Source organism: Bacillota bacterium, from assembly GCA_012518215.1.
In the GTDB taxonomy this organism is placed as follows: domain Bacteria; phylum Bacillota; class Dethiobacteria; order DTU022; family PWGO01; genus JAAYSV01.
Genome location: JAAYSV010000043.1, coordinates 44,932 through 58,353 on the forward strand (window position 1 = coordinate 44,932; position 13,422 = coordinate 58,353).

General features: G+C 49.7%; 29 protein-coding genes. All 29 read right to left on the reverse strand.

Going from position 1 to position 13,422, the window contains the following annotated elements; translation table 11 throughout:
- Positions 1 to 40: 40 nt before the first annotated feature.
- Positions 41 to 670 carry a 30S ribosomal protein S4 gene (gene rpsD / locus GX364_06825; protein ID NLI70557.1) on the reverse strand — a complete coding sequence of 210 codons (630 nt, stop codon included), beginning with the start codon at positions 668 to 670 and terminating at the stop codon, positions 41 to 43.
- Between the two features lie 37 nt (positions 671 to 707).
- Complete coding sequence (rpsK, locus tag GX364_06830) at positions 708 to 1,100, reverse strand: 30S ribosomal protein S11 (protein ID NLI70558.1); 393 nt, start codon at positions 1,098 to 1,100, stop codon at positions 708 to 710.
- A 28-nt stretch (positions 1,101 to 1,128) separates the two neighbouring features.
- On the reverse strand, positions 1,129 to 1,497 hold the full coding sequence (rpsM, locus tag GX364_06835) for a 30S ribosomal protein S13 (protein NLI70559.1): 369 nt from the start codon (positions 1,495 to 1,497) through the stop codon (positions 1,129 to 1,131).
- A 153-nt stretch (positions 1,498 to 1,650) separates the two neighbouring features.
- Positions 1,651 to 1,764: a 50S ribosomal protein L36 gene (rpmJ, locus tag GX364_06840; protein ID NLI70560.1), complete on the reverse strand. Its 114-nt coding sequence runs from the start codon at positions 1,762 to 1,764 to the stop codon at positions 1,651 to 1,653.
- Positions 1,765 to 1,781: 17 nt separating this feature from the next.
- Positions 1,782 to 2,003 (reverse strand): translation initiation factor IF-1, encoded by a 222-nt coding sequence (gene infA / locus GX364_06845; protein ID NLI70561.1) that lies wholly within the window; start codon positions 2,001 to 2,003, stop codon positions 1,782 to 1,784.
- A gap of 20 nt (positions 2,004 to 2,023) precedes the next feature.
- On the reverse strand, positions 2,024 to 2,299 hold the full coding sequence (locus GX364_06850) for an RNA-binding protein (GenBank protein NLI70562.1): 276 nt from the start codon (positions 2,297 to 2,299) through the stop codon (positions 2,024 to 2,026).
- Positions 2,300 to 2,317: 18 nt separating this feature from the next.
- On the reverse strand, positions 2,318 to 3,064 hold the full coding sequence (gene map, locus GX364_06855) for a type I methionyl aminopeptidase (GenBank protein NLI70563.1): 747 nt from the start codon (positions 3,062 to 3,064) through the stop codon (positions 2,318 to 2,320).
- Between the two features lie 10 nt (positions 3,065 to 3,074).
- Positions 3,075 to 4,331, reverse strand: a complete 1,257-nt coding sequence (gene secY, locus GX364_06860; GenBank protein ID NLI70564.1) for a preprotein translocase subunit SecY — start codon at positions 4,329 to 4,331, stop codon at positions 3,075 to 3,077.
- Positions 4,331 to 4,771 (reverse strand): 50S ribosomal protein L15, encoded by a 441-nt coding sequence (rplO, locus tag GX364_06865; GenBank protein ID NLI70565.1) that lies wholly within the window; start codon positions 4,769 to 4,771, stop codon positions 4,331 to 4,333. The genes secY and rplO overlap by 1 nt, the downstream gene beginning before the upstream one ends.
- Positions 4,772 to 4,826: 55 nt before the next feature.
- Complete coding sequence (rpsE, locus tag GX364_06870) at positions 4,827 to 5,315, reverse strand: 30S ribosomal protein S5 (protein NLI70566.1); 489 nt, start codon at positions 5,313 to 5,315, stop codon at positions 4,827 to 4,829.
- A gap of 12 nt (positions 5,316 to 5,327) precedes the next feature.
- Complete coding sequence (locus tag GX364_06875) at positions 5,328 to 5,696, reverse strand: 50S ribosomal protein L18 (GenBank protein ID NLI70567.1); 369 nt, start codon at positions 5,694 to 5,696, stop codon at positions 5,328 to 5,330.
- Between the two features lie 24 nt (positions 5,697 to 5,720).
- Positions 5,721 to 6,257, reverse strand: coding sequence for a 50S ribosomal protein L6 (gene rplF / locus GX364_06880; GenBank protein ID NLI70568.1), 537 nt, complete (start codon positions 6,255 to 6,257; stop codon positions 5,721 to 5,723).
- Between the two features lie 22 nt (positions 6,258 to 6,279).
- Positions 6,280 to 6,672: a 30S ribosomal protein S8 gene (gene rpsH / locus GX364_06885; GenBank protein ID NLI70569.1), complete on the reverse strand. Its 393-nt coding sequence runs from the start codon at positions 6,670 to 6,672 to the stop codon at positions 6,280 to 6,282.
- A gap of 30 nt (positions 6,673 to 6,702) precedes the next feature.
- A complete protein-coding gene (locus tag GX364_06890; GenBank protein ID NLI70570.1) occupies positions 6,703 to 6,888 on the reverse strand; it encodes a type Z 30S ribosomal protein S14 in 186 nt (61 codons plus the stop codon).
- Positions 6,889 to 6,905: 17 nt separating this feature from the next.
- Positions 6,906 to 7,448, reverse strand: a complete 543-nt coding sequence (gene rplE / locus GX364_06895; GenBank protein ID NLI70571.1) for a 50S ribosomal protein L5 — start codon at positions 7,446 to 7,448, stop codon at positions 6,906 to 6,908.
- A 16-nt stretch (positions 7,449 to 7,464) separates the two neighbouring features.
- A complete protein-coding gene (locus tag GX364_06900; GenBank protein ID NLI70572.1) occupies positions 7,465 to 7,791 on the reverse strand; it encodes a 50S ribosomal protein L24 in 327 nt (108 codons plus the stop codon).
- A 25-nt stretch (positions 7,792 to 7,816) separates the two neighbouring features.
- A complete protein-coding gene (rplN, locus tag GX364_06905; GenBank protein ID NLI70573.1) occupies positions 7,817 to 8,185 on the reverse strand; it encodes a 50S ribosomal protein L14 in 369 nt (122 codons plus the stop codon).
- Between the two features lie 38 nt (positions 8,186 to 8,223).
- Entirely contained in the window at positions 8,224 to 8,481 is a 258-nt protein-coding gene (gene rpsQ, locus GX364_06910) for a 30S ribosomal protein S17 (GenBank protein ID NLI70574.1), read from the reverse strand.
- A gap of 45 nt (positions 8,482 to 8,526) precedes the next feature.
- A complete protein-coding gene (gene rpmC, locus GX364_06915; protein NLI70575.1) occupies positions 8,527 to 8,715 on the reverse strand; it encodes a 50S ribosomal protein L29 in 189 nt (62 codons plus the stop codon).
- Positions 8,715 to 9,140, reverse strand: a complete 426-nt coding sequence (rplP, locus tag GX364_06920) for a 50S ribosomal protein L16 (GenBank protein ID NLI70576.1) — start codon at positions 9,138 to 9,140, stop codon at positions 8,715 to 8,717. Before rplP ends, rpmC begins: the two co-directional genes overlap by 1 nt.
- Positions 9,118 to 9,801 (reverse strand): 30S ribosomal protein S3, encoded by a 684-nt coding sequence (rpsC, locus tag GX364_06925; protein ID NLI70577.1) that lies wholly within the window; start codon positions 9,799 to 9,801, stop codon positions 9,118 to 9,120. Before rpsC ends, rplP begins: the two co-directional genes overlap by 23 nt.
- A gap of 3 nt (positions 9,802 to 9,804) precedes the next feature.
- Positions 9,805 to 10,146, reverse strand: a complete 342-nt coding sequence (gene rplV / locus GX364_06930; protein NLI70578.1) for a 50S ribosomal protein L22 — start codon at positions 10,144 to 10,146, stop codon at positions 9,805 to 9,807.
- A gap of 22 nt (positions 10,147 to 10,168) precedes the next feature.
- The gene (gene rpsS, locus GX364_06935; GenBank protein ID NLI70579.1) at positions 10,169 to 10,453 is read right to left on the reverse strand and encodes a 30S ribosomal protein S19; all 285 of its coding nucleotides are present in this window, start codon (positions 10,451 to 10,453) and stop codon (positions 10,169 to 10,171) included.
- 27 nt (positions 10,454 to 10,480) lie between these two features.
- Positions 10,481 to 11,311: a 50S ribosomal protein L2 gene (gene rplB, locus GX364_06940; protein ID NLI70580.1), complete on the reverse strand. Its 831-nt coding sequence runs from the start codon at positions 11,309 to 11,311 to the stop codon at positions 10,481 to 10,483.
- Positions 11,312 to 11,354: 43 nt separating this feature from the next.
- Entirely contained in the window at positions 11,355 to 11,639 is a 285-nt protein-coding gene (gene rplW, locus GX364_06945) for a 50S ribosomal protein L23 (protein NLI70581.1), read from the reverse strand.
- Positions 11,636 to 12,265 carry a 50S ribosomal protein L4 gene (rplD, locus tag GX364_06950; GenBank protein ID NLI70582.1) on the reverse strand — a complete coding sequence of 210 codons (630 nt, stop codon included), beginning with the start codon at positions 12,263 to 12,265 and terminating at the stop codon, positions 11,636 to 11,638. Before rplD ends, rplW begins: the two co-directional genes overlap by 4 nt.
- 23 nt (positions 12,266 to 12,288) lie before the next feature.
- Positions 12,289 to 12,921 carry a 50S ribosomal protein L3 gene (gene rplC / locus GX364_06955; GenBank protein ID NLI70583.1) on the reverse strand — a complete coding sequence of 211 codons (633 nt, stop codon included), beginning with the start codon at positions 12,919 to 12,921 and terminating at the stop codon, positions 12,289 to 12,291.
- Between the two features lie 23 nt (positions 12,922 to 12,944).
- Complete coding sequence (gene rpsJ, locus GX364_06960) at positions 12,945 to 13,253, reverse strand: 30S ribosomal protein S10 (protein NLI70584.1); 309 nt, start codon at positions 13,251 to 13,253, stop codon at positions 12,945 to 12,947.
- A 45-nt stretch (positions 13,254 to 13,298) separates the two neighbouring features.
- On the reverse strand, positions 13,299 to 13,422 hold a 124-nt coding region (tuf, locus tag GX364_06965), incomplete at its 5' end, for an elongation factor Tu (GenBank protein ID NLI70585.1).

Here is a 13,422-nt window from a genome sequence, read left to right on the forward strand (position 1 = left end):
TTTGATGGGGCTTCGATCACCCATTCAATGATATCTTACTTTACAACCTGGAATACATCTCCACTATCAAGTGTTCGGAAATAGGAATATCTATCTCGTCACGGGCAGGAACCCGCAGTACTTTCCCCCGCAAATTTTCAATATCAGCTTCAAGCCATTCGACTATCCCTACCTGCTCGCCGACTTCCTTGATATACTGAAAAATTTTCTTGCCCTTGCTTTTTTCCCGGACGGCAATCTCATCCCCGGCCTTGGTCTGATAGGACGGTATATCAACTTTGCGGCCATTCACCTCAAAGTGGCCATGCCTGACCAGCTGCCTTGCTTCGGAACGCGATCTGGCCAGCCCCATGCGAAAGACGGTATTATCAAGGCGGCTCTCCAAAATTTGCAATAATATCTCGCCGGTAACCCCTCTTCTCCGGTCTGCCTCGGCAAAGTACCTTCTGAATTGACCCTCAAGAACACCATAGATACGCCGGGCTTTCTGCTTCTCCCTCAACTGCAATCCGTATTCGGATACCTTTCCCCTCCCCTGCCCGTGCTGTCCGGGCGGGTAAGCATGCCTGGTAAAGGCACATTTGTCCGTGTAACAACGCTCTCCCTTTAAAAATAATTTTACGCCTTCCCTGCGGCATAGCCGGCAAACAGACTGAGTGTATCGTGCCATGATTTGTAATTATTCACCTCCGATATAAGAATTGGATTTAAACCCTTCGTCTTTTGGGCGGGCGGCATCCGTTATGGGGTATAGGTGTACAATCTTTGATTACATTTACCTCCAACCCCGCTGCCTGGAGAGAACGGATCGCTGCTTCCCTGCCGGAACCAGGGCCCTTGACATATACCTCGATATGTTTCATACCATGTTCCATGGCTTCCCTGGCCGCTGCATCCGCGGCAACCTGTGCCGCAAAAGGCGTCGATTTGCGAGATCCCTTGAATCCCGAATTGCCGGCACTGGACCAGCAGATACAATTGCCCTGCATATCGCTTATGGATATGATTGTATTGTTGAACGTTGATTTTATGTGAGCAATACCGCGTTCTACATTTTTTCTCTCTTTCCGTCTAACGCGGGCTCCCCTTGTTCGCTTCAAGTCTGTCCTCCTCCCTTCCGATCAAAATTTACCTGCGGTGAACACCTACCGTTCTCCGCGGGCCTTTACGTGTACGCGCATTGTTTTTTGTTGTCTGCCCCCTGACCGGCAACCCCCGGCGATGACGGATTCCCCGGTAACAATTGATCTCTACAAGTCTTTTGATGTTCATGGAGACTACACGACGCAGATCACCCTCAACCTGGTAATTCTTGCCGATATAATCCCGCAGGCGGTTTGCCTCCTCCTCCGTCAGATCCCTGACCCGTTTCTGTAGATCGATATTTGATTCCTGAACCGCTTCAAGAGCTCTGTTTCTACCTATACCGTATATATGAGTCAAGGCGATACAAACTCTCTTGTCTCGCGGCAAATCTACCCCTGCTATCCTGGCCAATACAACACCTCCTCCCCAAAATTCTTGGCAATCAGATCCTGATAATAACAAACAACATCTAGGGTATTATTTCCAATTCTGGCATCATGTATCCGGACCCGGCCGATATTCGGAACAATATTGTTTCTGCCGGTAGATCACCACCGGCATGGCTCATCCCTGGCGCTGCTTGTGTTTGGGATTTTCACAGATGACCATTACTTTCCCCTTGCGACGGATTATTTTACATTTCTCACAAATCCGCTTGACCGAAGGCCTGACTTTCATTGTTTCTGCCCCCCCTGCTACTTGTAACGATATGTGATGCGTCCCCGCGTAAGGTCATAAGGAGATAACTCGAGCAGTACCCTGTCACCGGAGAGAATACGGATGAAATTCATACGTATTTTTCCGGAAACATGAGCCAGGACCATGTGCCCGTTGGCAAGCTCTACCTTGAACATGGCATTGGGCAAAGGCTCAACTACCGTGCCTTCGAGTTCTATGACCCCCTTCTTTTTGGTCATAAAATCACTCGACCTCCTTTTTACTCTTCCTTTCCTGCGATTGCTTCTTTGAGATAACGGCTGATCAGACTGTCGGTTATTTTCCCCGAGTTGATTCCCTCTACAAAAGCTGACGAAACAAAATTATGCTTCTGCAAATGAATCAGGTTCTTTTTCTTGGCCGAACTCAGGGTCTTGCCCCGGCCGTCAACAACCAGCACATATCTGCTATCAACCCTTCTCCACACAAAATAATATTTGCCCCGATCCCTCCCGGCCAATGAACATACCAGTTGCCCCGGCCTTATCTCCCCCACTATTAGCCCCTCTCCTCACTAAAGCAAAGTTAAAATTTCCGGGCCGGCGGAGGTGATAGCAACCGAATGCTCGAAATGAGCACACAGGCTACGGTCCGCTGTTACTACCGTCCATTGGTCGGCAAGTACCTCCACCTCCCAGGAACCGATGTTGACCATCGGTTCAATGGCCAGAACCATCCCTTCCCTCAGCCGGGGGCCCCTGCCCGGAAGTCCGAAATTGGGCACCTCCGGTGGCTCATGCATCCGGGTACCGATTCCATGACCGACATAATTCCTCACCACCGAGAATCCGAAACTTTCCACATAGGATTGGATGGCATGAGAAACATCCGATAGATGGTTTCCAATGCGCATCTGCTCGATAGCTTTTTCAAGTGCCCCCTCGGTTACCCTGACCAGGCGGCGGGCAGCCTTGTTTATTTTTCCCACGGGAAGGGTAACCGCCGCATCACCATGGTAACCCCGAAATCTTGCCCCGGCATCGACACTTAAAATATCGCCTTCTTTCAATTTCCTGGTTCCGGGAATCCCATGTACCAACTCCTCGTTGATGCTGGTACAGATACTGGCCGGAAACCCCCTGTAACCCAGAAATGCCGGTTCTGCTCCCGCTTCCTTGATGATTTCCCGGGCCCGCTGATCCAATTCAGCCGTCTCCACACCGGGAACTGCCATTGCTTTCATGGCTTGCAGAACCCGGGCCACGATCCTCCCGGCTTCACGCATTATGTCCAGTTCTTCCCTGGTTTTACTGATAATCATTTGACACCCACTATTTCATGAATCCCTTGTAACTGCGCATCAACAGATGCCCTTCAACCTGTTTCATCGTCTCCAGGGTAACCCCGACGACGATGATCAGTCCGGTTCCCGTAAAGACAACGCGCAACTGGGTAATCCCTTCAAGCAAGATGGGAAATATTGATATAAAAGCAAGAGAAATAGCACCCACGGTTGTCAAACGGGTAATTATCCGGGAAAGGTATTCCGCAGTCGGCCTTCCCGGTCGCAACCCCGGAACAAAACCCCCATATTTTCTTATGTTTCCGGCGATCTGGTTGGGATCAAACTGTATGGCCGTGTAAAAATATGAAAAAGCGATGATCAGAAAAACATACAGAACAAGATTTACCGGTTTGCCCCAGCTCAAAGCCGTCGTTATTTTTTTGGCAAATGGATGGTCGATAAACTGTACTATCGTTGCAGGAAACATCAGCAACACCGATGCAAATATCACCGGTATAACCCCGGAAGGGTTTACCTTCATGGGGATGTGCGTCGATTGTCCCCCGTACATCTTGCGCCCCTTGATCCGCTTGCTGTAATTGACCGGAATACGGCGCTGTCCCTGATCAAGGGCAATGATACCCAACATGAGCAGAAGCATCAATACCAACACGATGATAACGGCCAGTACCTTTATCTCACCCAACCTGAACAGTTCTATATTCATGCTGACCCCTTGCGGGAACCCGGCAATGATGCCGGCAAAAATGATCAGAGAGATACCGTTGCCGATCCCTTTTTCGGTGATCAATTCCCCCATCCACATCAGAAATGCAGTACCCGCCGTCAATGAAATGATGATGACCAGGTAAGCGGTAAATGTTTCTTCAACTACGGCCTGGCGCGCTATGGTAAAAGACATCCCCACAGCCTGGATCAGGGCAATCACCACCGTACCGTAACGGGAAAGCTGGGCCAGTTTCTTTCTTCCCTCCGGCCCTTCCTCGCCCCACTCCTTGAACTTGGGAATGACCACCGTAAGGAGATTCATGATGATCGAAGCAGTGATATAGGGCATTATGCCCATGGCGAAAATCGAGAATTTGCTAAGAGCACCACCGCTCATCACGTTCAGGAAACCAAAAATATCATCGCCGAGGAAAAAATCGGCCAATTTTGAAGGATCAATCCCGGGAACAGGCACATGAGAACCTATTCTGAAAACCACAAACATGGCCAGGGTAAAGAACAATCTTTCCCGCAATTCCTTGATTCTCCAGATGTTTCTTATCGTCTCCAGCATCAGAGCACCTCCACCTTACCACCGGAAGAAACGATCTTTTCTTCCGCCGCCTTGCTGAACCTGTGGGCTTGAACCGTCAATTTTTTTTCCAGAATACCGTTGCCGAGAATCTTTATTTTGGCTTCCAGGTTTTTGACCAATCCTTTTTCTTTCAAAGATTCAGGGTTAACGATGCTGCCTTCTTCGAAATTGTTCAGATCATTTACATTTACCAATGACCATTCTTTTTTAAAAATATTGGTAAAGCCTCTTTTGGGCAATCGCTGGGTAAGGGGTGTCTGACCTCCCTCGAACCCCCGCCTGACCTTTCCTCCTGAACGGGCTTTCTGCCCCTTGTGACCCCGTCCGGCTGTCTTCCCCTGCCCGGCAGAGATCCCCCGCCCTTTTCTCTTCGCTTTGAACCTGGAATTGGGCGGAGGAAATATATCATGTGCTCGCATACTTGTTCACCCCCGATAACTTCGTTACTGAATAAAAGTGATGATTTCGTCACAATTATTTGATCGGCACGCCCCTCAGTGCACTCACTTCTTCTTCCCTCCGCAATGAACTCAAGCCTTGTATGGTGGCCCTGACCATGTTGAGGGCATTGGATGAACCCAATGATTTGGTTAATATATCGCGGATACCGGAAAGTTCAAGCACGGCACGAACAGGGCCGCCGGCAATGATTCCCGTTCCTTCGGATGCCGGCTTCAACAGAACTCTACCTGCCCCGAAACGCCCGATAATGGGATGCGTGATCGTGGTCCCAACCATCGGTACCTCGATGAGTTCTTTTTGAGCATTGTCCACCGCTTTGCGGATAGCCTCCGGAACTCCTCCTGCCTTTCCCAGGCCCATCCCAACCCTGCCTTTGCGATCACCCACCACGACCAATGCACTGAAACTGAAGCGGCGGCCGCCTTTTACCACCTTTGCAACACGGTTCACTCTGACGACTTTTTCTTCAAATTCGGGAACAATTTCTGGATTCTTCATCATTTCCTCCCTTCCTTAAAATTCTATATCCTGAGCGCGGATCGCATCCGCCAGTTCCTTTACCCGTCCGTGGTATTTGTATCCCCCACGATCGAAAACTGCCCTGTCTATCTTCAATGCTTTGGCTTTTTTACCGGCAAGTTCCCCGACCAATCTGGCCGTTTCCCTGTTATTCCTTCCGACTACCTTGTCCTTCAATTCCTGATCAAGAGATGAGACACTGAGCAGAGTGTGATTATTCTCATCATCGATAAAATTTACATACATATGTTGCAAACTGCGAAACACATTCAAACGTGGACGTTCCGCCGTTCCGAAAACTTTGTTCCGTACCCGGCGATGACGCCGTTTCCGAACAGTGTTTTTTGATTCTTTTTTAATCATACAATGTGCCCCCTTGAACTGCCTCTAAGTACCGGCTTTTCCTACTTTTTTGCGGACATATTCGTTTTCGTACTTGATCCCCTTCCCCTTGTAGGGCTCGGGTGGCGCTACACTTCTTATTCTGGCAGCAAAATTGCCAACCTGCTGTTTGTCGATACCCGAAATGATGATTTTTGCCGGTGTCGGCACCTCGACATCGAGGTTATCCTCAATTTCAAAAACAGCAGGGTGTGACAGCCCCACAGCCAGGGAAACCTTGTTTCCCTGCAAAGTTGCCCGGTATCCCACCCCTACGAGTTCCAACGTTTTTGAAAATTTTTCTGTGACCCCGCAGATCATATTATAAACCAACGTCCTCGTCAAACCTTGCAATGATTTGTGCTTGATATTGTCCAAACTCTTTTTTACAATAATTGTCCGTTCATCCTGTTCCACACTGATACCGGATGGGATGTCATGGCCCAGTTCGCCATGAGGGCCTTTGACCTTGATATGGTTATCTTTTATCTGAACTTCCACGCCATCGGGTATCTGGATCGGCTTCTTCCCTGTTCTCGACATCGAAGTACCTCCTTTTTGAGCCCTACCACACGTAGCAAAGAACCTCGCCGCCGATACCTTCACGGCGAGCATCCTTGTCCGTCAACAAACCTCTCGAGGTAGAAATGATAGCAATTCCCAATCCCCCCAGCACCTTGGGCAGATTATCTTTCCGCGCATATACTCTCAGGCCGGGCTTGCTGATCCTCTTGAGCCCGGTTATAACCCGTCTCGAATCCTGGCCATATTTCAAAGTAATCTTTAAAATTCCCTGTTTATGGTCATTGATATATTGATAATCCCTGATAAAACCCTCTTCTTTCAGAATCTCGGCGATGGCTTTTTTTACATTTGAAGCCGCGATCTCCACCGTGTCGTGTTGTGCCATATTGGCATTACGGATACGGGTAAGCAGATCGGCAATAGGGTCAGTCATCATCGCGTAACCCCTCCTTTACTCAAACTTTTACCAGCTGGCTTTTCTTACACCAGGAATCTTGCCCTCATTTGCCAGTTTGCGAAAACACAACCGGCACATGCCAAATTTGCGCAAGTAAGCTCGTGGCCTGCCACATATCTGACATCTGTTGTAAGCTCTTACAGCATATTTCGGCTTCCGCTTGGCACTGGCTATCAACGATTTCTTGGCCATATCTATCCTCCCCTGTATCAAGCAGCCCGGAAGGGCATCCCCATGAGACGAAGTAGCTCCCGGGCCTCCTCGTCAGTTCTAGCCGTGGTTACAATTGTTATATCCATTCCCCTGATCTTCTCAACCTGGCTGTAATCTATTTCCGGAAACACCAGCTGCTCCTTGATCCCCAGTGAAAAATTGCCGCGTCCGTCAAGAGAACGGGGCGAAATACCCCTGAAATCCCTGACCCGGGGTAGAGCTACGTTGAACAGTTTGTCTACAAAATGATACATCCTGTCCCCACGAAGGGTTACCATGCAACCGATGGCCATCCCCTCACGGACTTTGAAACTGGCGACAGATTTCTTTGCTCTGGTAATGATCGGTTTCTGGCCGGTAATCAGGGACAGGTCATGGGCAGCCGCATCCAACAGCCTGGCATTTTCCTTGGCCTCGCCAACCCCCATGTTTACAACCACCTTTTCCAGTCTGGGAACCTCCATGATGTTCCGGTATTGAAAAATCTTCATCATCTCGTTTCGGACATCGCCGAGGTATTTTTCTTTTAAACGATTCAAGGCTCACATTCCCCCTTCATTTATCCAAAGATTCCCCACACTTTTTACACACTCTGATCAGCCGTTCACCGATATCTTTTCGGCCTACCCGCGTTGTTTTGCCACAGGCCGGGCATAGAATCATTACCTTGGATATGTGCATGGGAGCTTCCATCTCCCTGATGCCCCCCTGCGGGACTTTCTGGGTTGGTTTGGCATGTTTTTTGATGATATTGATCCCTTCCACCTTGACCAACCTCTCCCGGGGATAGGCAGCGATAACCTTACCCTTCTTTCCCTTATCTTTACCGGAGAGCACTTGAACATTGTCTCCCGTTTTGATTTTCAGTTTTACAGAAGCCATTCAACATCCCTCCTCATCCACATATCTAGATCGCTTCCGGAGCCAGTGATACTATTTTCATGAAATCTTTTTCTCGCAATTCCCTTGCCACCGGCCCAAAAATGCGCGTGCCACGGGGATTGTTCTGCTCATTGATGATCACAGCTGCATTGTCGTCGAAGGAGATGTGAGATCCATCCCTGCGATGCATCCCGCTCTTCGTTCTGACGATAACGGCCCGGACCACCTCGCCTTTTTTGACAACACCGCCCGGTGCAGCCTCTTTGACAGTGGCTACTATGATATCGCCGATATTCCCCGACTTGCGCCCCGATCCCCCAAGAACCTTGATACAAAGAAGTTTTCTGGCCCCGGTATTATCGGCAACACTCAACCTCGTTTCGCTCTGAATCACCTTCCATGCACCCCCTAGTACAGACCAGCCTCGAAACCCTAAAGTTTTGATTTTTCAACAATCTCTATCAGCCGCCACCTTTTGTCCTTGCTCAAGGGCCTGGTTTCCATTATCCTTACCAGATCCCCATGATGAGATTGATTGTCTTCATCATGAAACTTGTATTTTTTGGTGCGCCGAATAATCTTCCCGTAAAGCGGATGTCTGGCGGTTCTATCCACCGCAACGACCCGTGTTTTTTCCATCTTGTCGCTCACCACCCGGCCGGTAAGTGTTTTTCGCCTTCCACGTTCCAACAGATTGTCCCCTCCTTTTAGCGCATACGGCTGCTATTTGCTTTTCTAAAGAGCTCTTTCCGTCATCACCGTTTTGACCCTGGCGATACCCCGGCGTACATCCTTGATACGCATGTGGTTTTCAAGTTGCCCGGTAGCCAGCTGAAAACGCAGGTTGAAAAGCTCCTCCTTGAATTCAATCAATTTCTCATTCAATTCCTGATCGGAAAGTTCCCTGATATCCTTGATCTTCATCAACCTTCACCACCCACCTTGTCAATCTTGACAAATTTGGTTTTGATAGGCAGTTTGCTTGCCGCAAGACGCAAGGCTGCACGAGCCACGTCTTCCCTTACTCCGGCCAGTTCAAACATTATTCTCCCGGGCTTTACCACTGCCACCCAGTATTCCGGAGTACCTTTGCCTTTACCCATACGTGTTTCAGCAGGTTTTTCCGTAACCGGTTTGTCCGGAAAAATACGAATCCAAACCTTTCCGCCCCTCTTGATATGGCGGGTCATCGCAATACGGGCAGCCTCTATCTGCTGGCTGGTGATCCACGAAGGCTCCAGCGCCTGTAGACCGTACTCGCCAAACTCTATGGACGTGCCCCCCTTGGACATACCCTTCATGCGTCCGCGGTGATGGCGCCTGAATTTAACCCGTTTGGGCATCAACATTCCGATCGCCTCCTTCCGGGATTGTTTTCTCCTTCTGGGGAAGAATTTCTCCCTTGAAAATCCATACCTTCACGCCTATGCGCCCGTAAGTCGTATGCGCTTCTGCAAAGCCGTAGTCGATATCAGCACGCAAGGTCTGCAGGGGAACTGTTCCTTCCATATAGCTTTCAGTGCGGGCCATATCGTTTCCGCCCAGGCGCCCGGAACAAAGAACTTTGATCCCCCTGGCACCTTCCTTGATGGTACGGAATATGGCCTGTTTCATGGCCCTTCTGAAAGCTATGCGGCGGACAAGCTGCGAAGCGATACTCTCCGCCACAAGGTAAGCATCCAGTTCCGGCGTTTTGATCTGGAATATATTGATCTGCAAATTTCTCCCCGTCATTTTTTCCAGATCTTTTTTCAATCGATCCACTTCTGTTCCGCCCCTGCCGATAACCATTCCGGGCTTGGCTGTATGGATGTTAAGTTTCAGATTATTGCTGACCCGTTCGATCTCGATCCTGGATATTCCGGCATTGGCAAGCTTCTGTTGGATATAATCACGCACCCGGATATCTTCATGAAGTAGCCGGGCATAATCTTTCTCCGCATACCACGTTGCATCCCAATTACGGATTATTCCGATACGAAATCCCACGGGACTGACTTTTTGCCCCATCTTCTATACCTCCTTTCCTTCTTTTAATACCAACGTTATATGGCTCGATCTTTTTCGAATAAGATAACGCCGCCCTCTTGCTCTTGGCCGGACTCGTTTCATGATCGGCCCTTCATTCACATAGGCCTCGGCCACGTAAAGATCATGCTGGTTCATTTCAAAATTGTTTTCTGCATTGGCTATGGCGGAGTTGAGAATTTTATTGATTATCCTGGCCGCACGACGCTGATTGTAGCTGAGAATTGCCCTGGCCTCGTTCACCGGTTTATTCCGGATCAGATCTATAACTTCCCGCACTTTCCGGGGGGCGATTCTAACATAATTTGCCTTGGCTTTCGCTTCCATTTTCTTGACCTCCATAGAAACCTTACTTTAATGACGTAGAGCGTTCGGTGTGGGAACCATGACCCCGGAATGTTCTGGTCGAAGCAAATTCACCCAACTTGTGCCCGACCATGTCCTCGGTAATGTACACGGGGACATGTTTGCGGCCATCATGCACAGCAATGGTGTGCCCGACCATGTCGGGAAAAATTGTTGACCGGCGGGACCAGGTTTTGATGACTTTCTTGCCGCCCTTCTCATTCATCTGTCTAATCCTGCTTATCAGTTTTTCTTCAACATACGGACCTTTTTTTATTGAACGGGACATCTTTTTTAACTATCCTCCTCGCCATGATCAATTACGCCTGGATTTGATAATATACCGATCCGATTCCTTGTTTTTCTTACGAGTTTTGTATCCCAGCGATGGCATGCCCCAGGGAGTCATTGGACTTTCCCTGCCGATGGGTGCCTTCCCCTCTCCTCCTCCATGCGGGTGGTCCACAGGGTTCATTGCTGACCCCCTGACTGCCGGCCTTCTCCCCAGCCAGCGCGACCGCCCGGCTTTGCCGATAGTTATATTTTCGTGTTCAATATTGCCCAACTGGCCCACAGTTGCTCTGCAATCCCGGGGCAGGAGACGGACCTCCCCCGAGGGTAAGCGGATATGAACCATCTTCCCTTCCTTGGCAATCAACTGTGCGGCGCCTCCTGCAGTGCGTACCAGTTGCCCCCCCCGACCCGGCTTCATCTCGATGTTATGCACGAAGGTCCCTGCCGGTATCGCATGTAACGGCAATGCATTGCCGGGGCGTATCTCCACTTTTTCACCCGACATTATCGTCTGCCCTTCCTGTAGCCCCAGTGGAGCAAGGATATAGCGTTTTTCTCCATCTGCATAGTTCAGCAATGCTATCCTGGAGGTACGGTTGGGATCATACTCGATTCCGGCAACCCTGGCCGGGATGTTATCCTTGTTCCGCTTGAAATCAATCAGCCGGTAGCGGCGTTTGTTACCGCCGCCCCGATGACGGACCGTTATCGTTCCCCTGAAATTCCTACCCGACCTCTTCTTGAGTGAAACAAGCAAAGATTTTTCCGGTTTATCCTTTGAAAGTTCCGCGAAATCGGAAACGTTCATGAACCGCCTTCCTGGAGAAGTGGGGCTGAATTTTTTCATAGCCATTTTTTTTCCCCCCTTACCTGCCTGTTTGTTAAATAATGTGCTATCAAATAATGTCTATCTGCTTGCTTCCTTCAGCAAGCTTCACAATCGCTTTTTTGTAACCGGGCCGCAAGCCTTCAGGGTACCTGCCCAGGCGGCGTTTTTTACCTTTAAAATTCATGGTATAGACCGAAGCAACCTGGACCCCGAATATTTCCTCGATAGCCCTTTTGATGTCAATTTTGTTGGATTTCCTGTCAACGATAAAAGTATATTTGTTTTCCTCCATCAAGTCCGTGGTTTTTTCGGTTACCAGGGGCCTGATGATGATATCACGGGCATTTTTCAACTGCAAAACACCTCCTCGGTCCGCTGCAATGCCTTCCTGGTCATGATCAGATAATCATGATTCAAAAGATCGAGCACATTGAGCTGTTCGGCAGTGATCACTTTTACCCCCTGGAGATTCCGCGCCGATTTGATAATGTTCAAATCCGGCCGATCCGTAACCAGAAGAACACGGGGTTGTGCTTTCAATTTTTCCAGAATCCCTTTCATCCTTCTGGTCCTGGGTTCGTCCATGCTCAGTTCCTCGATCACCAGAAACTTGTTATCATGGACCTTGGTGCTCAACGCCGACTGCAATGCAATCCGTTTGACCTTCCTGGGAACTTTGCGTGTATACTTCCGTTCGGGCGAGGGGCCGAAGGTCACCCCGCCACCGACCCAGACGGGTGAACGGGAAGAACCATGACGGGCTCTCCCGGTTCCTTTCTGCGACCAGGGTTTCCGCCCACCACCCCTGACTTCGCCTCTTTTCCTGGTCGAAGCGGCCCCCAGACGGCTGTTGGACATCTGTGCCACCGCCGTGTAGTAGAGAGCTCCCTTGCTTATCGGAGCGGCGAAAAGTTCCTCCTTCAAATCCACATGGCCAACTTCTTCTCCCTGAATATTCAATACTGCCAATTTGGTCACTTCAAGCTACCTCCTTCCCGGCCTCAACTGGTTTTCTTTACAGCCTCTCTTACCTCAAGCAAAACCCCACGCGGACCGGGCACGGATCCCTTTACCAGTAATATATTTTTTGCCGGATCAACGCTGACAACCTTCAAGTTGAGAATGGTGGATCGCCTTCCGCCCATGCGCCCCGGAAGTTTTTTCCCTTTGAAAATACGGGATAGATCCACCGAACCAAGAGACCCCGGGCCACGGTGATGATGTGATCCATGGGTACGGGGCCCCATCTTGAACCCATGCCGCTTTACACTTCCGGCAAACCCCTTCCCTTTCGATATGCCACTGATATCGACAAGATCACCCGGTGAAAATATGTCGGACTTTATTTCCGCACCCACTTCGAACTCATCGGCATTGTCCATTCTAAATTCTTTCAACACCCGGCACGGGGGCACTTTGGCTTTCTTGTAGTGGCCCTCTTCCGGCTGATTTACCCGCGAAAGCTTCTTTTCTTCAAACCCAACCTGGACGGCCGAGTACCCGTCCCTTTCCAGGGTCCTTTTGAATATGACCCTGCAAGGACCTGCTTTAAGTACCGTAACCGGTATAACCTTGCCGGTCTCATCATAAATCTGGGTCATACCTTCCTTCCGGGCAAGTATCGCTTTTTTCATCATGAACACCTCCTGCCCTCCGCTTACAATTTGATCTCGATATTGACTCCCGCGGGCAAATTGATTCCCATCAAAGCTTCGACTGTTTTGGGAGTAGGCTCCAGGATATCGATCAATCGCTTATGAGTGCGAATCTCGAATTGTTCCCGCGAATCCTTGTATTTATGGGGCGCGCGTATCACCGTGTAACGGTTCCTTTCCGTCGGAAGAGGAACCGGCCCGGAGACATTGGCGCCTGTCCTCTTAACCGCCTCCACAATCTTGCTGGAAGATTGGTCCAGCAACTTGTGATCGAAAGCTTTTAAACGAATACGTATTTTCTGGCCGGTCACTGTTCTGCCCTCCTCAAACCCGAATTACAAATCTATTCCCAAAAACTAACTCGTCACGGCGGTTACCACTCCCGCACCGACGGTACGGCCGCCTTCACGGATAGCGAAACGGAGGCCTCCCTCGATGGCAATGGGCGTGATAAGTTCTATGTCCATGTTCACGTTATCA